Genomic DNA, 20155 nt, shown 5'->3' with positions numbered 1-20155 from the left:
TTGCTAAACAAATCGAAGCCCTATAGCTATTCGGAACGGTCGGTGTAGATGAAGTAGGTATAAGATGGAAAGACAACGCCCTTATCCGAGGAGGTCTCACGGACACTTCGAATATTTTTTTTTGTTTACGAAAGAAGTGGAGTAAAGCTTGTCGTGAGAAGTCAGCAGACGCCATAGTAGTGCAGCTGTAGATAGAGTTGCATGAAGGGCAGAACCTAACAAATAAACGATAGTAATTGAAACATACCATAGGAAGGACAGAATGCAGAAAGCATTATCACGTTTTAATGGCTGCCCTCAAAGGATTAGGTAGGAAACCGAGAGATATGGGGGAGTGCAGGCCTTTATGTGGATGTGTGAAGACAACATCGTGGAAGTACCATTCGACAAGGAACACCTTTTCGAGCAAATTCTCAGTCCGTCAAATCTCAACAGAGCCTACAAAACAGTGGTGAGAAACAAGGGATGTGGTGGTATCGACAAGATGTCGTGCGAGCAATTGCTCCCATGGCTCCTGACCAATAGGGAAATGCTCCTTAGTTCCTTGATGGACGGCTCTTACCGTCCGAACCCGGTAAGAAGGGTAGAAATCCCCAAAGACAATGGCAAGATGCGCCTTTTAGGTATCCCCACCGTGATAGACCGATTGGTGCAACAAGCCATAAACCAAGTGTTGACTCCCATCTATGAGAACCAATTCTCCAAGACAAGCTACGGCTTCCGTCCGAGAAGAGGATGCCATGACGCACTACGTGAAGCGCAGAGGATAATCAATGAAGGCTACGTATATGTTGTAGACCTTGACCTTGAACTCTTCTTCGACACGGTGTGCCACAGCAAGCTCATAGAAATCCTCAGCCGTACCATAAAAGACGGCAGAGTGGTCAGTCTTATACATAAGTATCTCCGTAGCGGTGTAATGAATAAAGGCTTGTTTGAAGCGAGCGAGGAAGGAACTCCCCAAGGAGGTCCGCTAAGTCCCTTGTTGAGCAACATTATGCTCAATGAACTGGACAAAGAGCTGGAACTCAGAGGCCTCCCTTTTGTGCGCTATGCGGATGACTCGATGATATTCTGCAGGTCCCGAAGGGCAGCAATGCGAGTGAAGGAGAGCATAACCCGATTTATAGAGAACAATCTATATCTCAAAGTCAACCAGGAGAAGACCGTAGTGTCGTATGTGCGCGGAGTGAAATATCTCGGCTATTCCTTTAATGTAATGAAAGGTAAATGCCAACTTACGGTACACCCGACATCCAAAGCCAAGATGAAGTCAAGACTAAAAGAACTGACAAGTCGCAGCAATGGATGGGGCTATTCCAAGAGAAAGCAAAAGCTCAAAGAATACATAAGAGGATGGGTCGGCTATTATCATCTTGCCAATATGAAACGTCTTCTACTTACCACTGACGAATGGTTAAGGCGTAGAATACGTATGTGTATATGGAAAGCATGGAAGAAAGTCAAGACAAAAGTGGCAAACCTCATTAGATGCGGTATCGATAAGTACAAGGCATATGAATGGGGTAATACTCGCAAGGGCTGCTGGCGCATAGCAGACAGCCACATAATGCACAGGGCAATCACAAATGAGAACTTGCGCAAAGCAGGGTATGCTACTTTAATGGGTGAATATCTCGAATGGTACCCAAAATAGGAACCGCCGTATGCGGAACCGCATGTACGGTGGTGTGAGAGGACGGAAAACGAAAGTAGGAAGAAAACTACGTCGTTTTCCTCCTACTCGATTTAATGGGTGCTTTCAAACAGGGGCGCGCCAAGGTGGCTCAGCTTGTGCTATTTCTGTAAGTCGACTCCGATTGCGGGTCAGTCCGAAATTGATGACCATGCGGCGTGGGGTTCGGGCGACCAGACCGGTCGCCCCTGCATTCAGGGACGACGGGGCGTCTACTGTCGGTGTTCGTTTACAGGTTGGATTACGATTTGACAAAATGTCAAACGAAGGCTCTGAGAGTGCCGTTCCTCGTACCAAAATACAGTCTGGTGGATTTCGTGGCATTCTCAGGCGATTTGCAAAATGCACATTGTTGCTGTATGGGAAACTTTTCTTCCTTTTTGCGAAGGTTGCCAGCGGAAGTGCCGTTCCTTGTTGTTCCTCCTTCCTGAATCCCCCTCTTTTTATTACCTTCCGATTTGTTGACACGGCACACCTTCTGGAGAGTGAAACTCACTTCTTTTTACTTCCATCTTCCAAAGATTTGACTTCCGGGCACGAAACAATCGTGTTTGGGAGGTGAAACTATATTGTTTGACGCGGCAAACTATATTGTTTGGCTCGCGAAACAATATTGTTCCGGGCACGTTTTGTCTGTTTTCTGGAAATGAAATGTATAGTTTTCTAAAATGAAGGGCTTTTTTCGGGCATTCCGTTTGCAATCATTCACGTTTCGTTCCCAGATTATCGAATTTTCGAAAAGGATGAGTTAGCCGGAAACGGGATATTTGCCAACTATGTCAAGCAAAAGCCGGGAGGTGCTTTCTTTTTGATTTCCCGGCAGGCTGCTTCCGTCGGTTATGCCCACAGGTGGGAGAGGTGGGAGGAGAGGATTTCCAGGTAATGACGGTCGGTCTCGTCGAAGGTGGAGAGTTCGCGGCTGTCGATGTCGAGCACGGCAACCACTTCGCCGGTGCCGGGATGGAAGACCGGTACAACAATCTCCGAGCGTGACAGGGAGCTGCACGCGATATGTCCCGGGAAGCGGTCAACGTCCGGTACAACCAGGGTGCGTCTTTCTGCCCAGGCGGTGCCACATACTCCCCGTCCGTAGTGGATGCGGGTGCATGCCAGCGGACCTTGAAAAGGTGCCAGCACCAGTTGGGGAGCTTCGCCTTCGCGGCTTTTCACTTCATAGAAGCCCACCCAGAAGAAGTCGAACGCCTCTTTCAGGATGGCGGCGGTGTTGGCAAGGTTGGCGGTGCGGTCGGTCTCGCCTTCGAGGACGGATACAAGCTGGGGTAGCACTTCTTCGTACCGTCCTTTTTTATCGGAAGCTGTCAATAGGAGTTCTTCTGCCATGTGGAGTCGAATTGTCCCCGTAGTGGGGAAAAACGAGCACAGAGACACCGGGTCGGCTGTCAACAGCCGGTGCCCCTGTGCAGGATAAGTTGAATGGTTTATTTGGCGTATTTGTCCAGCAGGGTCTGGGCATTGGGATCACCCAGTTCTTTGGCCTTCAGCAAGTTCTTTTTACCTTCCTCCTTCTGCTTCAGCTGGATTTGTCCGAAGCCCAGCATGCGGTAGAGGTCGGCATTGTCCGGTGCGAGTGCGATGCCTTTCCGGGCGGCTTCGACGGCTTTGTCGAATTGGCTGAAACGGGTGTAGAGAGCCACCTGCTCCACGACATAGAGCACCTGTTTCGGGTCCATCTCCACTGCTTTTTCGATGTCGTCGAGTGCCTGCTGGTAGAGTCTGCATTGCATCTCTGCCTGTTCGCGGACGTAGAAGAACTCGGCACTGGCTTTTCCCAGCACGAGTTTTTCGTATTCGTTGTAGTCAGCCACTGCCTCACGGAATTTGCCTGCCTCCACTTTCATCTGGGCACGTTGGAAGACGTAGGGGGCTGCCTTTTCCGTCAGCAGGTCACCGAAGAAGGCAACGGTGCTGTCCATCAGTACCAGCGCCTCGTCCTGAGAGCCCATCAGCTGCTTGGTGCGTGCGGCGCTGAACAGGCTTTCAGCGGAACGGAGCTCGGAGTGGTTGACGCGGTCGTAGCAGGCGTAGGCGTGTTCATAGTCCTGCTTGCCGAAGTAGATGTCTCCCTGGGTCTGTACATAGAGCGGCATCGGGTTGAGCTTGATGGCCTCCTCGATGTATTGCAACGCCTTGTCCAGGGTCCATTCCGGATAGGTGATGCCGTTGGCAACAATCTGGAGCAGCATTTTGGCGGCACTGTAGTAGGCGTCGTCCTTCTGTTCCGATACCTCCAGCGCCTGCCGGATATCTTCGTCCGCCCGCTTGTAGTTGTCTTCCCCTTTCTGGTCGAGGTAGAAGGTGGCACGGCGCAGGTAGCCTTCGTGGCTGGCGGGGAACTGGCGGATGTAGTCGTTGATGAGTGCCAGGTAGTCGTCGGCAGGCAGGCTGCTCGACATCATGAGGTAGACCTGTGCCTCGTCCTGCTTCTCGGGGAGTCCTTTACGGATGCCGATGTTGTTGAGGGCATAGTCCATGCGAGAGAGGGCGTTGAGGCTCAGTTCGGCGGCAAAGGCAGCATCCACGGCATAGCTGTCGGCGGACTGGCTGTCAGCGGACTTCTGAATCATGCCCAGCACTTCGCCTTCGGCATTGGTGATGGGACAGCTCACCGACTTGTCGCCGGTCTGCAGGTGGAGTGTGTAGTAGGAATATTTGCTCTCCACCTGGGTGACGGCGTCCACCGTTCCGCGTCCGAGGGTGTTCTCCTTCTGTGAGGCATACGGCAGCAGGAAGACGGTGCTGCCAACGGCTGCCGGTGTCTTTGCCAACGTGACGGCGTCCACTTCCTTGTCGGTCTGTACGCGGAACTTCACGAGGTCGTACATCGAGTTGGCGCCGAGGATGCAGTCCACGGGGAACTCTTTGCCGTCGGAGTTGATGATGACGGCACGCTGGGCACCTTCGAACAGGCTGTAGTCGGCTACGGCTGTTCCGTCAGTCTTCACGAAAAAGCCGTTGCCGGTGTTCATGATTTTATTGTCTTTGTCGTAGGTCACGATGGAGATGATTGCCTTGCGGGCCTTGCCGACCCATTTGGGAGTCTGCGCGGACACGGTTGTCCAGGACGTCAGCAGGGCAAGGATGAGGTATAAGAATCTTTTCATGGATAGGAAGAATTTGAGTTATCAATCAGGATTGTCCGAGTCCCCGTTGTCTGACGGCTTCATACATCAGGATGCCTGCTGCCACAGACACGTTGAGCGAGCCGATGTGTCCGAAGAGAGGGATTTTCACCCACTCGTCGCACAGTGCCAAGTGCTCGTAGGGGATGCCGGTGTCCTCGGCTCCCATGATGATGCAAACGGGGTCGGTATAGTTGGCACGGGTATAGTCATAGTCGCCCTTCTCGGTGGCTGCGATGATTCTGAAGCCACAGTCTTTCAGTTGCTTGATGGTGGCGGTCAGGCTTTGTTCACGGCAGACGGGCAGGGTGTGCAGGGCGCCTGCGGAGGTTTTTACGGCGTCAGCGTTGACGCTCACACTGTTTTTTGCAGGGATGATGATGGCATCCACTCCGGCACATTCACACGTACGGGCGATGGCGCCGAAGTTGCGTACGTCGGTCACGCCGTCGAGCATGACGAACAGGGGTACCTTCCCTTCTTCAAAGAGGGTGGGCACGAGGTCTTCACTCTTCTGGTAGGTCACCGCCGCGATGAATGCCACCACGCCCTGGTGGTTCTTGCGGGTGATGCGGTTGAGTTTCTCCACGGGGACGCGCTGTACGGGGATGAACCGGTCCTTGAGTGCGGCGAACAGCTCCTTGGACAGGTCGCTCTGTATGTCCCGTTTCACGAGTATCTTGTCAATCTCTTTTCCGGCTTCTATGGCTTCGATGACGGCTCTTACGCCGAATATCATTTCGCTTCTTTCTTCGTTCATTGTCTTTTTCAAATCGGTAATGTCAATGGAATAGGGGTAGGGTTTCAGTGCTTCAGCAGGGCCTTGGCATTGTTGATGGCAGCTTCGGTCAGAGTGGCTCCGCTCAGCATGTGGGCAATCTCCTCCACACGTTCGTCGGGTGTCAGCTGACGGATGTGGCTGGTCGTGCCCTGCTCATCGTCCTGCTTGTAGACCTTGTAGTGGTTGCTTCCCAAGGCTGCGATTTGCGGCAGGTGGGTGATGCTGATGACCTGCCGTTCGCGGTTGCCCATCTCCTGCATGATGTGTGCCATGCGTTCGGCGATTTGTCCCGAGACACCGGTATCAATCTCGTCGAAGATGATGGTCGGCAGCTTGACGGCTCCGGCAATCATGGCCTTGATGGAGAGCATGACGCGGGCAATCTCTCCACCGGATGCGACGGATGCTACATTTTGCAGGACTCCGTTCTTGTTGGCGGAGAAGAGGAAGTTGACGCAATCCGCTCCGTAAGCATCCGGTTCCTTGCGCGGAGTCAGCTCCACGACGAACTGCACGTTGGGGATTCCCAGGGGCACCAGGTACTCCTTCATGCCCTTCTCAATCCTTCGGGCAGCCTCGGTGCGTACGTTCGTGAGCCTGCCTGCCACCTCCATGACGCGGGCATAGTCTTTCTCTTTCTGTGCGGTCAGTTCCGCTATCCGGTCGTCGGCGGAAGTGATGGCATGGAGCTTTTCCTGAAACGACTGCTCGATGCTCATCAGTTCGGCAACGGTGTCGACATGATGTTTCTGTTGCAGGGTATAGAGCTGGTTGAGGCGTTCGTTGACATAGTCCAGCCGTTGCGGATTGAACTCCACCTCTTCACTCTGGTTGCTGATTTCGTGTTCGATGTCTTTCAGCTCGATGTAGCAGCTCTCCAGACGTTCGGACAGTTCTTCTGTCGGGGGATAGATGGAGTTCAGGTCGTGCAGGCGGTTCTGCGCTTCCTTCAGGTTGACGAGGATGCCGCCTTCATCACCGGCCAGCAGGGCGTCGACGTGGTACAGTCCCGACTTGATGTCCTCTGCATGGCTCAGAGTCTCGGCCTCCTGTTCCAGTTCCTCCTGTTCGCCTTCCTTCAGCCCGATTTCTGCAAACTGTTCCAGTTGGAAACGGATGTAGTCTTCGTCTGCCCGGTTCTTCTCCGCCGTGGCAATGGCTTCCGCCAAAGCCTTGCTGCTGGACCGGTATTGGGCAAAGCACTTGCCGTACTCCGTCAGCAAGGCTGCATCCTGCGCGATGATGTCGACCACATTCAGCTGGAAGCCTTCGGTGTTGAGCAGCAGGTTCTGGTGCTGTGAATGTACGTCGATGAGCATCTCGCCCAGTTCTTTCATCAGGCTGAGCGGTGCAGGGGTGTCATTGATGAACGCACGGCTCTTGCCCGACGCCATCACTTCCCGGCGTAAGATGCATTCCGGGTCATAGGTCAGGTCGTTGCGCTCGAAGAAGTCCTCCATGTGGTAGTTGCCAATCTGGAAATGTGCCTCGATGGTGCATCGTGAAGCTCCTTTCTTGATGGCTTTGGTGTCCGCACGCTGTCCGAGCAACAGGCCGATGGCTCCCAGGATGATGGACTTTCCCGCACCGGTCTCGCCGGTAATTACGGAGAATCCGGTGTCGAAGCGGATGTCGAGCGTGTCAATCAGTGCGTAGTTCTGTATGAATAGAGATTGTAGCATATCTTCTACGGTTATGAAACAAATTCCCGGCACAGGCGGTCGACGATGTCGGCTGCCACTTCCTTCTTGCTTTTCAGCGGATAGGCGGTGCTCCCTTCGGCATCGAGGATGGTTATCTTGTTGGTGTCGTGGCGGAAGCCTGCCCCTGCATCCCGCAAGGAGTTCAGCACGATGAAGTTGAGGTTCTTGCGCCGGAGCTTCTCCTGGGCATGTTCCGCCTCGTGGTCAGTCTCCAGGGCAAATCCGACAAGGCATTGGTGTGCCTGCTTCCGTTGTCCGAGGGCGGCGGCAATGTCGTGCGTCGGTTTCAGACGCAACATCAGGTCATCGTGTTCGCGCTTGATTTTATGGTCAGCCACTTCTTCCGGTGTAAAGTCTGCTACGGCAGCACAGAGGATGGCAGCATCGGCGTCGGCAAACTCGCGGAGCGTGGCTTCGTGCATTTCCGCAGCACTCTCCACATCGATACGGCGTATGCCGGGGTGTGATGTCGTCAGCTGTACCGGTCCGCTTACCAGGATGACTTCGGCTCCTCTCGCGGCACATTCTTCAGCCAGTGCATATCCCATCTTCCCGGAGGAGTAGTTGCCGATGAAGCGCACGGGGTCAATCTTCTCATAGGTCGGTCCTGCCGTGATGACTACTTTTTTTTTTGCCAGCTCTGCGCCCTTGGTGAAGTAGTCTTCCAGTATCCGGACGATGTTGTCCGGCTCTTCCATGCGTCCCTTGCCCACGAGATGGCTTGCCAGCTCTCCTTCTCCCGGTTCGATGATGTGGTTGCCGTAGGAGCGGAGGATGTCAAGGTTGTGCTGGGTCGCAGGATGAGCGAACATGTCCAGGTCCATGGCTGGTGCGATGAAGACCGGAGCCTTCATGGACAAATAAGTTGTGATGAGCATGTTGTCGGCAATGCCGTGTGCCATCTTGCCGATGGTAGAGGCGGTAGCCGGAGCTACAATCATGGCGTCGGCCCACAGTCCCAGGTCCACATGGCTGTGCCACGTGCCGTCGCGTTGCGAGAAAAACTCGCTGATGACGGGCTTGCTGGTCAATGCCGAGAGGGTGATGGGGGTGATGAACTCCTTGCCGGCAGGAGTAATGACGACCTGCACTTCGGCTCCCTTCTTGATCAAGGCACGGATGAGGTAAGCTGCCTTGTAAGCGGCGATGCTTCCCGTGATGCCTAGTACGAACTTCTTTCCTTCAAGCATGGTTCTGTTTATTTCGAGGCTTCGCGGATTCTGATTCTGGTCAACATCTGCTTGGTGTTGAGCGTGAAGTCGCCCTGCAGGATCCAGCTGTAGTAACCCGGGTCCTTGCGCAACACCTCTGCTACGGGTACTCCCTTGTACTTGCCGAAGTTGAATACTTCCACTCCTTTGTCGTCGTAGACCATCCGTCCGGCAAAGTCCACGTTGCGGTTGAAGCTTGAGTAGTCTGCCAGGAAGGAAATGTCGTTTTTCAATACATCGGGATAGCGGTCGAGCTGTGCTTGCAGCACCTCGTAGGTCGCACGGGTATCGGCTTCAGCCGTGTGTGCATCTTCCAGGTTCTTGTGGCAGTAGAACTTGTAGGCGGCAGACAGGGTGCGCTGTTCCAGCTTGTGGTAGATGACCTGTACGTCGACGAACTTGCGGCGGTTCAGGTCGATGTCTACCCCTGCACGCAGGAACTCTTCCGCCAGCACGGGAATATCAAATCGGTTGGAATTGAAGCCGCCGAGGTCGCAGCCCTCGATGTCGCGGGCGATGGACGCAGCCACATCCTTGAAGCGCGGACAGTCTGCCACGTCTTCATCATGGATGCCATGTACGGCGGTGGAAGCTTCGGGGATGTGCATCTCCGGGTTGATACGCATGGTCTTGCTCTCTTCGTTTCCGTTGGGGTACACCTTCAGGTAGCAGATTTCGACGATGCGGTCGGAGTTTATGTTGGTTCCCGTCGTTTCCAGGTCAAAGAACACGATGGGATTCTTTAAGTTCAGTTTCATAAGTCGGTATTTCAAATGTCGCAAGCATCCGGTCGCTGCCTCACCTCCTGATTGGGTTGACGGTGGTCAGACAGACTTCCGTTCCAAACCGTAACGTAACGGGACGCAGGTCCATTGAGGGAGCGGTAGAGTGCCGGAGCTTGTAAAAGTCAGTCAGAATAAAAACAGGATGCATCAATCGTTGAGCATCATGGGCATGAGCAGCATGAGCAGGTCGCAGTTCTCTTCCTGTTCAGCAGGAACGATTACGCCGGCACGCGACGGGTCAGCCAGTTCGATGATGACATCCTGTCCCGGAAGGTTGTTCAGGATGTCGATAAGGAACGGAGCCTTGAAGCCGATGCTCATCGGGTTGCCCTCGTATTGGCAGACAAGCGTCTCTTCTGCCGAAGTGGAGAAGTCGAGGTCCTGTGTGGAGATGACCAGCTTGTTGTCACCCATGCGGAGCTTCACAAGGCTGCTTGATTGCGAGGAGAAGACCGACACGCGGCGCAAGGCGCTCAGGAGCACGGCACGGTCAATGGTAATCTTATAGGGGTTGTTTTGAGGAATGACGGAGTTGTAGTTCGGATAGCGTCCTTCAATCAGTCGGCATACCATGCGGTATTTCTCCAGCGTGATGACAGCGTTGCGGTCGTCAAAGTCGATGCTTACCGAGTTCTCCTCTTTGGTCAACACGTTTTTCAGCAGGTTTGCCGGTTTCTTGGGGAGGATAAAGGCGGCCTTCTCACTGCCTTTGACCGAGAGGTTCTTGTTGCGTACCAGCTTGTGTCCGTCGGAAGCAACCATGGTGATGTCGTCGGGAGTAATGTCGAAATAGATACCGTTCATCACCGGACGCAACTCGTCGTCAGCCGTGGCAAAGAGTGCGCGGTTGATGCCGTTCAGCAGTACGTCAGCGGGGATGTTGGCATGTACGGCATTGTCGCCCAGGGTGGCAGGTTGCGGATATTCATCGGCGTTCTGTCCCATGACGGTGTATTGTCCGTTCATGTACTGCACGGTAATTTCGAGGGTATTGGGGTTGAGATTGAAAGTCAGGGGTTGTTCCGGTATTTCCTTCATCGCGTCCAGCAACGTGCGGGCCACAATGGCAAAGCGTCCGTCACTGTCGCTCTCGGTCACCTCGATGGAGGTTACCATGGTGGTCTCGGTGTCGGATGCAGTGATGGAGAGTGTTCCGTCTTGCAGATTGAAGAGGAAACAGTCCATGATGGGGAGAGTATTTTTGGAGTTGATAACGCGGCTAATCGCTTGCAAATGACTTAAAAGAGAAGTGCTGGAAACGATAAATTTCATACGTCTTTCTATTTATGTTTATTGGTTATTATGCGTGCACAAAACTACTAATTTTATATGTAATGCCCCTAAAAAAAGTGTCGAAAATTCGTTTAATTACCAAGAATGGTGTACATTCGCAGCTGAATTAATACACTTAAACAAATGGAATTTACAGGAAAAGTCATTGCTATACTTCCCCCAAGAGGTGGTGTTTCCAAGTCAACGGGCAACGAATGGAAGGCCCAAGAGTATGTCATCGAGAATCATGACCAATATCCCCGCAAGATGTGTTTCGATGTGTTCGGAGCAGACAAGATTGCGCAATTCAATATCCAGATGGGTGAAGAGTTGACCGTTTCGTTCGATATTGACGCTCGTCAGTGGCAAGACCGCTGGTTTAACAGTATCCGTGCATGGAAGGTTGAACGTGTGGCTGCCCCGCAGATGGGTGCTCCGGAACCGGCTCCTGAAGCTCCGTTCCCGCCTGCATCGGCTGCTCCGGCAGACTTTGCTGCAACCGACGAGAAGGACGACCTGCCTTTCTGACCCTTTTCAGTTTCTGAGACTGTTCGCAACAGGCTTTCCGGCCTGGATAAACAGATAACGCGGACGACACGGCTGTCATTCAGCTCGGTGTCGTCCGCGTCATTTTTACAGGGCTTGTCTTGCCGTGTGATGAAGGTTTATCATTGGGCAGGTTTCAGCCATTTGTCAAGCCATTCGAAGAAGGTGCGTTGCCAGAGGATGCCGTTTTGAGGTTTGAGCACCCAGTGGTTCTCGTCCGGATAAATGAGCAATTCCGCCGGGATACCGCGCAGTACGGCTGCATTGAAGGCGGACATGCCTTGTGAAGCCAGGATGCGGTAATCCTTTTCACCATGTATGCACAGGATGGGGGTGTCCCATTTGTCTACGAACTTGTGCGGTGAGTTGGCAAAGGTGCGTTGGGCTGTGGCGTTGTTGCGGTCCCAGTAAGCACCGCCCATGTCCCAATTGGCAAACCACATCTCTTCTGTTTCCAGGTATTGCTGTTCCATGTTGAAGATGCCGTCGTGGGCGATGAACGCCTTGAAGCGTTTGTTGTGATGTCCTGCCAACCAGTATACGGAGAATCCGCCGAAGCTGGCTCCCACACAGCCCAGGTGGTCCGTGTCTACAAACGGCTCTTTGGAGAAGGTGTCGATGGCTGTCAGGTAGTCTTTCATGCACTGGCCTCCGTAATCGCCGCTGATTGCTTCCAGCCATTCGCTGCCGAAGCCCGGCAGTCCACGTCGGTTGGGAGCTACGATGATGTAGTCATTGGCAGCCATAATCTGGAAATTCCAGCGGAAGGACCAGAACTGGCTGACGGGGCTTTGCGGTCCGCCTTCGCAATAAAGCAGGGTGGGGTATTTCTTTGCCGGGTCGAAGTGGGGCGGGTAAATGATCCAGACGAGCATGTCTTTGCCGTCGGTGGTCTTCATCCAACGTTCTTCCACCTTGCCCATTTCAATCTGGTCGAGGATATGTTTGTTCTCCGTGGTGAGCTGTGCCACTTGTCCGTCTGCCGGATTGAGTGCGTACAGTTCGTCGGGACTGCTCATGGAGTGTCGTTTGCAGATGACACGGTCGCCCAGCAGGTCTACGCCGTCATAGTCGAACACACCGTCGGTGAGCTTCTCCACATTCCCTTCCAGCGTGGTGCGGTAGACCATTTTCGTGGCATGCCATACGCCGGTGAAGTAGAGCGATTGTGAGTCGTGGTTCCAGCAGTAGGAGTCTACTCCGGAGTCGAAGCTCTCAGTGACATAAGTCTTGCTCTTGTCTGTCAGGTTATACACACAGAGGCGGTTGCGGTCGCTCTCATAGCCGTCGCGGGCCATGCTTTGCCAGGCTACATAATGTCCGTCGGGTGAGAACTGCGGGTTGGTGTCATATCCCATGTTCTGGTCGGCATCACCTTCCTGCTTGCATAGGTTGGTAGTTTGTTTGCTGGCCACTTCGTAGAGATAGATGTCCGAGTCAGTCGACAGGGCATACGCCTTGCCTGTCTTCTTCCGGCTGGTGTAGGCGATGTATTTGGAGTCGGGGCTCCATGCCAACTGTTCCATGCCGCCAAAAGGTTTCATGGGCGATTCGTAAGGCTCGCCTTCCAGCAGGTCGGTCACATTGCTGATGGATTTGCCGTCGAAGTCAGCCACAAACGGATGGGGTACGGAGGTTACCCACTCATCCCAGTGCTTGTACATCAGGTCGGTGATGACACGGCCTGAAGCTTTCGGCAGGTCCGGATAGCGGTCGGCGGTTGTCTCGCCATATTTTACCTGAGCGATGAAGAGCAGTTTCTTGCCGTCAGGTGAAAATGAGAATCCCTCGATGTCCTTGTCATAAGAGGCAATCATCGTACGTCCGCTGCCGTCGGGATTCATTTCCCAAACCTCATTCTTTCCGTTGGCTGCACTCAGATAGGCCAGCTTGGTCCCCCCTTTGATCCAGCGCGGTTCACCTTCATTGCCTGCTCCCTGGGTGAGGAGTGTGTTTCCTGTGCCGTCGGCATTCATCAGGTAGATGACGTTGTGGCTCTTGTTTTCCGGTACGCTGTAGTATGCGACCGTATAGGCCACTTTCTGTGCGTCGGGTGAGACGGACATGCTTCCGATACGTCCCATTGCCCAAAGTGCCTCGGGGCTGAGACGTCCGTCTTTGACAGTGATTTCCTGACGGCCGATGACGGGACCGTCGTCGGTGGCTTCCGGATTACCACCGGGTGTTGCGCACGAAGCCAATAGCATCGCGGCAGACATCATTGCAACGTGAGTCTTGTTCATGATACGGATGTATGTTTTTGTTGATGTGCAAATGTAAGAAAAGCCTTTGGGATAGCAGGTATGAGGACCGGCATTTCTTACGCCTTGATAAAAAGACCATGCGGACACAACGGTACAGTGCCCGTTATGCCCGCATGGCGCATGTAGAGGGTTGAAAAGCCTATTTTGAATCTTGGTATTTGCTGTAGATGATGCTGAGTTTGATGTCCTCTTTCTTCAGCTTGGCAAAGTTGAGGCTCAGGTCATGCAGCACACGGACGGTGATGACCGTGTTGCTGCTGGTCGTCTGTGTCACGCGCGTGATGGGGACAAGCACGACCTTGTTCCAGTCGGGATCCTTGTCATAGTCCGGGTTGTCGCGACGCTGACGGCGTAATGTATTCACCAGGTTGGTGATGTTGGAATAGGTGTACTGGTTGTTGGAGAGCGTCGTGTAGTACGAAGTGATGTTGTCAGGCACCTTTTGCTCTTCAAAGAACGAACCTAATTCCGACTTCGGTATCATCAGCAGTTCCTGCGGGGTTCCCATCTGGTACTTGGAAGCATTGAGGTTGTTCTTGCGGTAGATGGTCAGCGAGGCGGCATTGATGGTGTCATTGAGAGAAATCTCATCAATCGGCAGTTCCACTTCGGGGAACACGCCTGCCGGCGTCATGATGTATGCTACATCATTGTTCTGCGCAATCAGCTGGTCTATGTTCTTCATGGAGAAGCGGTTCTCCTGTACGATTTCCGGTGTCGCACGGAACTGGGAGAAGGCCGTTACCAATGAATCGACCTGACCGGTGGAGCTTTTCACCTTGTAGTCGAAGTAGACATCAAGGTAGACATAGTTGATGTTCAGCACGGAACCGTCGCCCTGTGTATGCTTCAGATAGAATCCCTTGAACACATTGCGGATGAACTCCTCGGAGTTCTTATAATATTCGGGGTGTTCGTAGTAAGCCTTGAACAGGCGGTCGCCGAAGCTCTTGGGCAGAGGAATGGTGAGCATGTGCACTCCATTGCTTGCGAACAGCGAGTCGCCATGTATCATGTCGATGGCGGTATAGGCCTGTTCCTGTACAGGAGCCTGGTTAACGTCGTAATACTGGGTCGGATCCAGGTTGGTGTAGTAGCTTTCATCCGCTTCAAGCACCCTTGTCAGCTCATGGACCGCCAGCTTCTGTGCTGCCAGCGAATCGCCGAAGTAAGAAGAGTAGTACAGGTTGAGCTCCACGGAGCGTGCTTCCGGGTTTTCCGGGTCTGCGAGCAGGCTCTTGTCGGGGAACTTGAAGTCTTCGGGGCAATAGAACTCCGTCAGGAAGTCCGATTCAAACACGGTGTTCGTATACGGGTCCGTGAACTTGCCCAGGTAGGCTGTGGTTGTGCGGGCGAGTATGCTGTCTACCGCAAACGATGTTATGTTCACGGGGTAGTCAGTCTGTGTGCTGATGGTGAAGTCGCCATCGGGCATTACTTCCACACCCAGGTTTGAAGTGTTGTCGTCGCATGCGGCGAACACAAGCAGGGAGGAAACCAATGCCCCGCGCAGGATGCTACAGATTCTCATCGTCGTTATTCTCCAGCAGTTTTTGTTAGGATTCTTGTTCTTATTCTTTGCCTGCACTCCAGACTTCGTCGTAGAAGTCGCTGCATGCCTCCTTGAATGCGGCATCGTCAGCCTGGAAAGGCAGGATGGGGGTGTTCAGTTCTTTGGCATATTCGGCAAGCTCGGGTTTGCAGTTCTCGCTGTTCAAAATCAGGCCGTCGGAGTAGGCAACAGCCATTTTCTCCATGTCAAGGCATGACTTGATGCCATTGAGCACATCGAGGTCTTTCTGTTCAAGCCCCTTCAGCATGGCGCGTGCGCCCAGTCCCGGTTCGATGGGGTGTTGGAAGTCGTCTCCGTAGGTGGAGTAAACCACTTTGGAGTCGCGGAAGGAAGGTTCGTCGTTGTATGCCTTTTTGATGTACATGCCGGCAAATGCGCTCATCCAGCCGTGGCAATGTATGATTTCAGGACACCAGCGAAGCTTCTTCACTGTCTCCAGCACACCGCGGGCATAGAAAATGGCACGTTCGTCATTGTCGGCATATTCGTTCCCTTCCTCATCGGCTACCATTTGGCGGTGAAGGAAATAGTCATCGTTGTCGATGAAGTACACCTGCATGCGTGCCGATTGGATGGAAGCGACTTTGATAATCAACGGATGATCGGTGTCATCGATGATCAGATTCATGCCCGAAAGGCGGATAACTTCGTGAAGCTGGTTTCTTCGCTCATTGATATTTCCCCACTTGGGCATAAAGGTGCGAATCTCACGGCCTTTTTCCTGAATGTACTGTGGAAGTTCTCTGCCCATGACGGACAACGGTGATTCGGATACATAGGGGGTAATTTCTTGAGTGATAAATAAAACTTTTTTAGCCTTCATTGTTATTTCTCTTTGTCATAAATCATTTCGCAAAGATAGTAAAAATATGGCTTAAAGAGCCCGGAGCGTGGCTATTATTATTCTTTTTTAAGTCAAAAAGCTGACATTTCTGTAGTTGTCGGCGTCAGATTGTGTGCATTATGCTGTTGGAGAAACAGACGGAAAGTAGTCCCCGGACGAGGAAAACGGGAAGTTTTTGTCAAGAGTTATTCGTGGCAGGAAACGGGAATGGCAGGGTGCCTTGCGCGAGGATATGGAGGTGGATGCTGCTTCTATCGGGTTGGCGGATAGGACGCTTCTTTGTGAGATTCTTGAAAATAGAAATCATTTTTTATTGTCAGTTAATCAAATCCGTGTAATTTTGCACCGACTTTCAAACGTGAAGGCCTATAAAGCTAATTGTATAGAAATGAAACTGATACAAACAATTAAAGAACTACAGGCTGCGCTCGGTGAATGCCGTGCACAGGGCAAAACGATTGGTCTGGTCCCGACAATGGGTGCATTGCATGCGGGACATGCCTCATTGGTGAAACGTTGCGTGACTGAGAATGATGTGGCTGTGGTGAGTGTCTTTGTGAACCCGACCCAGTTTAATGATAAGAATGATTTGCTGAAGTACCCCCGTACGTTGGAGGCTGACTGCAAACTGTTGGAGGGCATCGGTGCGACGTATGTTTTTGCGCCCTCGGTCGATGAGATGTATCCTGAGCCGGATACCCGTCACTTCAGCTATGCTCCGCTGGATACGGTGATGGAAGGTGTCCATCGTCCGGGACATTTCAACGGTGTCTGCCAGATTGTGAGCAAGCTGTTTGAAGCGGTAAGGCCGGACCGTGCTTATTTCGGCGAGAAGGATTTCCAGCAGCTGGCAATCATCCGCGAGATGGTGCGGCAGATGCACTATCCGTTGCAAATCGTGGGATGTCCCATCGTGCGTGAAGCGGACGGTCTGGCGTTGAGCAGTCGGAATGCGCGGTTGTCTGCTGCCGAACGGGAGACAGCGCTGAATATCTCCCGCACGCTGTTCAGCAGTGTGGAGTATGCGAAGACGCATACCCTGGCAGAGACCAAACGTTTTGTGGAGGATGCCATTGCTGCCGTAGAAGGGCTGGAACTGGAATATTTCGAGATTGTGGACGGCAACACCTTGCAGACGGTTCGTGCCTGGGAGGATACCGGCTACATCGTAGGCTGCATCACGGTCTATTGTGGTGAAGTCCGTCTGATTGATAACATCAAATATAAAGAGGAAACCAAGTAAGAGTTATGATGATAGAAGTATTGAAGTCAAAACTTCATTGTGTGCATGTCACCGAGGCGAACCTGAACTATATGGGCAGCATCACCATCGACGAGGACCTGATGGATGGAGTCAACCTCATTGCCGGTGAGAAGGTGGCTATTGTGGACAACAACAACGGCGAACGTTTTGAGACCTATGTCATCAAGGGCGAACGTGGTTCGGGCTGCATCTGTCTGAATGGCGCCGCTGCCCGCAAGGTGCAGGTGGGGGATGTGGTCATCATCATGTCGTATGCCCTGATGGACTTCGAGGAAGCAAAGACCTTCAAGCCGAAGGTAGCTTTCCCGGATGCAGACAACCGCATCGTGAAATGATTCCGGAGCAGGAAACGGACCGGCCGGTCCGCGGCATGCGGACTTCGTGACCTGTTTCCTGACAATGATAAAACAGACGCTCCATCCGTGACGAGATAACCGTTCGGATGGAGCGTCTGTTTTATTCAGGGTGCTATCCGTTACATGGAGAGGAATCCAAGCAGGATACCGGCAGCAACTGCCGAACCGATGACACCTGCCACATTCGGACCCATGGCATGCATCAGCAGGTAGTTGGTCGGGTCATATTCCAGACCGACAATTTGTGAGATGCGTGCCGAGTCGGGCACTGCAGATACACCGGCATTGCCGATGAGCGGATTGATGCGTTTGTGCTTCGGCAGGATGAGGTTGAAGATTTTCACAAACAACACGCCGGATGCAGTGGCGATGATGAACGACAGGGCTCCCAGCAGGAAAATCTTGATGGAATCCCACGTAAGGAATTCAGATGCCTGTGTGGATGCGCCGACGGTCAGACCCAGCAGGATGGTGATGGTGTCAATCAGCGGACCGCGGGCTGTCTCCGCCAAGCGGCGGGTGACACCACTTTCCTTCAGCAGGTTACCGAAGAAGAGCATACCCAGCAAGGGAAGACCGGACGGCACGAGGAAGCAGGTGAGCAACAGACCGATGATGGGGAACATCACCTTCTCGGTATGGGAAACCTTGCGGGGAGGAGCCATACGCATCACCCGTTCCTTTTTCGTTGTGAGCAGACGCATGATGGGAGGTTGTATGACAGGCACCAATGCCATGTATGAGTAGGCAGAGACAGCAATGGCTCCCATCAGATTTGGGGCTAACTTGGATGACAGGAAGATGGCGGTCGGTCCGTCTGCACCGCCGATGATGCCGATGGCGCCGGCCTGCATCGGGTTGAAACCCATCTCCAGTGCGATCATGTAGGCACCGAAGATACCAAATTGTGCAGCAGCTCCGATGAGCAGCAACTTCGGGTTGGATATCAGTGCCGAGAAGTCGGTCATGGCACCGATGCCCAGGAAGATGAGCGGCGGATACCAGCCGGAGGTCACACCCTGGTAAAGGATGTTCAGCACCGAGCCTTCTTCATAAATACCCACCTTCAGACCTGCCTCGATGTTGAAGGGGATGTTTCCGATGAGGATACCGAAACCGATTGGAATCAGCAACATCGGTTCAAACTCCTTCGCGATGGCGAGGTAGATGAAGAAGAGTCCTACCAGAATCATGACCAGATGTCCCGGCGTGGCGTTGCAGAAGCCGGTGTAGGTCCAGAAGTCTGCCAGGTTGTTAGCGATAAATGTAGCAAATTCTCCCATAATGCTCTTTTTTTCTTGATTAGCCAATCATGACGAGGTCAGTACCTTCGAGGACTGAGTCGCCTTGTTTGACGTTGATTGCTGTGATTGTACCGTCTTGGTCGGCGTTGATGTTGTTCTCCATCTTCATGGCTTCGAGGATGACGACTGTCTGTCCTTTCTTCACGGCGTCTCCCACTTTAACCTTCACGTCGAGGATGACACCGGGAAGCGGAGACTTCACGCCTCTGCCACTTCCACCGGCTGCGGGTGCAGGCTGTGCGGCAGGCTGTGCTGCGGGTTTGGCTGCCGGAGCTGCCGGTTTGACTACCGGACGTACCACGGGTTTGGGTTCTTCGGCTTTCTTCTCCATTTCCACTTTATAGGACTGGCCGTTTACTTCCACGTTGGCAATATTGCCTTCGATTTCGCCAATGGTTACTTTGTACTCTTTGCCATTGATGGTATATTTATATTCTTTCATATCGGATCGTTTCTTTGAAAAAGGTTGATTACAGTGTTCGTTGGTTATTTCTTTCTCGGGATGACACGGAGAGCGTCATACTTGGCACTCCAGGGTGAGTGGACACGGTGGATGGTCAGGACATTCGATTCGATGTCGTGCACACCTCCCAGTTCCTCGTGAAGGGCCATGGCGATGGCTGCATAAACTTCGTCGGGACAGTTGGCAGCCTTGTTGGCAGTGTCTTCTTGCTTCATATCTACAGATGGTTTTGCTGTTTGTTTTTCTTTAAAGATCGCTTTCCCAAGAGTGCGGAAAATGACATAAAGAAGGATCAGTCCTACAAACACGACCAGCATGGCTGTGAGCGACATTCCGACGCCGGCACTGTCATGCAGCTCGAACTTCTCCATTTTCTCGTTTTTCTCAATGGTCTGATTATTGGTGCTCGGGGTGACGTATTTGTCAGGGCTTCCGCCTTTCACTTCCCACTGCTTCGAGGCGTCCTGTACACGGGCGTAGGATTGGTCGGCACCCAGTACGGGGACGACAATCTCGTCGAGCAACTTCTCGCCGGAGTCATAGAGACCAATCCAGTTGGGACGTTCTGCGTGGAGGATAAAGTTGGTATGGAAAGTTCCACGGTTAGGTTTGGCGTCAGCCCAGAAAAGGGCGTGCTGACGGGGTTTGACAACAGTCAGCACGTCACCTTTCGGGATGGTATAGGTGAGTGTGTCACCCGGACTGTTGCTCACTTTCAGGTAGCAACCTGCCAGGTCCACACTGCCATACGACTTGTTAAATACCTCAATCCATGCACTATGAATACCATAATCGTCTTGGAAGTTGGCTTCGTTGTCTGTCAGCACTTCGTTGATGAGCAGTTTGGAAGTACCGTCATAGTGGTTGCATGAAACCAGTCCGACGGTCAGCAATAATCCCCAAAGGATTCCTTTCAATTTATTCATAATCTGCATGTTCTTAAGAATTAGCGA

16 protein-coding genes and 1 pseudogene are annotated in these 20155 nt (G+C 52.8%); 4 read left to right on the top strand and 13 right to left on the bottom strand.

The features are described 5' to 3' along the window. Window positions 1–262 precede the first annotated feature (262 nt). A pseudogene (gene ltrA, locus C8275_RS13390) lies at window positions 263–1657 on the top strand (group II intron reverse transcriptase/maturase). Between the two features lie 876 nt (window positions 1658–2533). On the opposite strand, the gene C8275_RS13380 reads toward ltrA, so the two are convergent. The 7 genes from C8275_RS13380 to dnaN all read right to left on the bottom strand — a co-directional run bounded on the left by C8275_RS13380 (window position 2534) and on the right by dnaN (window position 10588). Continuing rightward, on the bottom strand, window positions 2534–3037 hold the full coding sequence (locus tag C8275_RS13380; RefSeq protein ID WP_106625525.1) for a GAF domain-containing protein: 504 nt from the start codon (window positions 3035–3037) through the stop codon (window positions 2534–2536). 98 nt (window positions 3038–3135) lie between these two features. Then, window positions 3136–4818, bottom strand: coding sequence for a serine protease (locus C8275_RS13375; RefSeq protein WP_106625524.1), 1683 nt, complete (start codon window positions 4816–4818; stop codon window positions 3136–3138). A 25-nt stretch (window positions 4819–4843) separates the two neighbouring features. Beyond that, window positions 4844–5596, bottom strand: coding sequence for a 23S rRNA (guanosine(2251)-2'-O)-methyltransferase RlmB (gene rlmB, locus C8275_RS13370; RefSeq protein ID WP_106625523.1), 753 nt, complete (start codon window positions 5594–5596; stop codon window positions 4844–4846). A 44-nt stretch (window positions 5597–5640) separates the two neighbouring features. After that, complete coding sequence (gene recN / locus C8275_RS13365; protein ID WP_106625522.1) at window positions 5641–7299, bottom strand: DNA repair protein RecN; 1659 nt, start codon at window positions 7297–7299, stop codon at window positions 5641–5643. A gap of 11 nt (window positions 7300–7310) precedes the next feature. Then, entirely contained in the window at window positions 7311–8510 is a 1200-nt protein-coding gene (coaBC, locus tag C8275_RS13360) for a bifunctional phosphopantothenoylcysteine decarboxylase/phosphopantothenate--cysteine ligase CoaBC (RefSeq protein WP_106625521.1), read from the bottom strand. 8 nt (window positions 8511–8518) lie between these two features. Next, window positions 8519–9289, bottom strand: coding sequence for a 3'-5' exonuclease (locus C8275_RS13355; RefSeq protein ID WP_022384041.1), 771 nt, complete (start codon window positions 9287–9289; stop codon window positions 8519–8521). A gap of 174 nt (window positions 9290–9463) precedes the next feature. Then, complete coding sequence (dnaN, locus tag C8275_RS13350; RefSeq protein WP_022384040.1) at window positions 9464–10588, bottom strand: DNA polymerase III subunit beta; 1125 nt, start codon at window positions 10586–10588, stop codon at window positions 9464–9466. A 144-nt stretch (window positions 10589–10732) separates the two neighbouring features. Here dnaN and C8275_RS13345 point away from each other — a divergent pair, with 144 nt between their 5' ends. Beyond that, window positions 10733–11116: a DUF3127 domain-containing protein gene (locus C8275_RS13345; RefSeq protein WP_022384039.1), complete on the top strand. Its 384-nt coding sequence runs from the start codon at window positions 10733–10735 to the stop codon at window positions 11114–11116. A 140-nt stretch (window positions 11117–11256) separates the two neighbouring features. Here the strand turns inward: C8275_RS13345 and C8275_RS13340 are convergent, their stop codons facing one another. From C8275_RS13340 to C8275_RS13330, 3 genes are all read right to left on the bottom strand, one after another. Next, window positions 11257–13377: a S9 family peptidase gene (locus C8275_RS13340; protein WP_106625520.1), complete on the bottom strand. Its 2121-nt coding sequence runs from the start codon at window positions 13375–13377 to the stop codon at window positions 11257–11259. Between the two features lie 160 nt (window positions 13378–13537). Beyond that, the gene (locus C8275_RS13335) at window positions 13538–14929 is read right to left on the bottom strand and encodes a DUF4270 domain-containing protein (RefSeq protein ID WP_157948284.1); all 1392 of its coding nucleotides are present in this window, start codon (window positions 14927–14929) and stop codon (window positions 13538–13540) included. A gap of 40 nt (window positions 14930–14969) precedes the next feature. After that, complete coding sequence (locus tag C8275_RS13330; protein WP_106625518.1) at window positions 14970–15794, bottom strand: glycogen/starch synthase; 825 nt, start codon at window positions 15792–15794, stop codon at window positions 14970–14972. 409 nt (window positions 15795–16203) lie between these two features. On the opposite strand from C8275_RS13330, the gene panC reads away from it, so the two are divergent. Then, window positions 16204–17058 (top strand): pantoate--beta-alanine ligase, encoded by an 855-nt coding sequence (gene panC, locus C8275_RS13325; RefSeq protein WP_106625517.1) that lies wholly within the window; start codon window positions 16204–16206, stop codon window positions 17056–17058. 5 nt (window positions 17059–17063) lie between these two features. Then, the gene (panD, locus tag C8275_RS13320; protein WP_106625516.1) at window positions 17064–17414 is read left to right on the top strand and encodes an aspartate 1-decarboxylase; all 351 of its coding nucleotides are present in this window, start codon (window positions 17064–17066) and stop codon (window positions 17412–17414) included. A 140-nt stretch (window positions 17415–17554) separates the two neighbouring features. Here the strand turns inward: panD and C8275_RS13315 are convergent, their stop codons facing one another. The 3 genes from C8275_RS13315 to C8275_RS13305 are packed head-to-tail and all read right to left on the bottom strand — an operon-like array spanning window position 17555 to window position 20128. After that, window positions 17555–18718 carry a sodium ion-translocating decarboxylase subunit beta gene (locus C8275_RS13315; protein ID WP_106625515.1) on the bottom strand — a complete coding sequence of 388 codons (1164 nt, stop codon included), beginning with the start codon at window positions 18716–18718 and terminating at the stop codon, window positions 17555–17557. A 19-nt stretch (window positions 18719–18737) separates the two neighbouring features. After that, window positions 18738–19181 carry a biotin/lipoyl-containing protein gene (locus C8275_RS13310; protein ID WP_022384030.1) on the bottom strand — a complete coding sequence of 148 codons (444 nt, stop codon included), beginning with the start codon at window positions 19179–19181 and terminating at the stop codon, window positions 18738–18740. A 44-nt stretch (window positions 19182–19225) separates the two neighbouring features. Then, entirely contained in the window at window positions 19226–20128 is a 903-nt protein-coding gene (locus C8275_RS13305; RefSeq protein WP_106625514.1) for an OadG family transporter subunit, read from the bottom strand. Between the last annotated feature and the right edge of the window lie 27 nt (window positions 20129–20155).

The organism is Bacteroides sp. Marseille-P3684 (genome assembly GCF_900291465.1).
Classification (GTDB): Bacteria; Bacteroidota; Bacteroidia; order Bacteroidales; family Bacteroidaceae; genus Phocaeicola_A.
The sequence above is the reverse complement of the archived record's forward strand: the minus strand, read 5'-3'. Positions and strand labels throughout refer to the sequence as shown.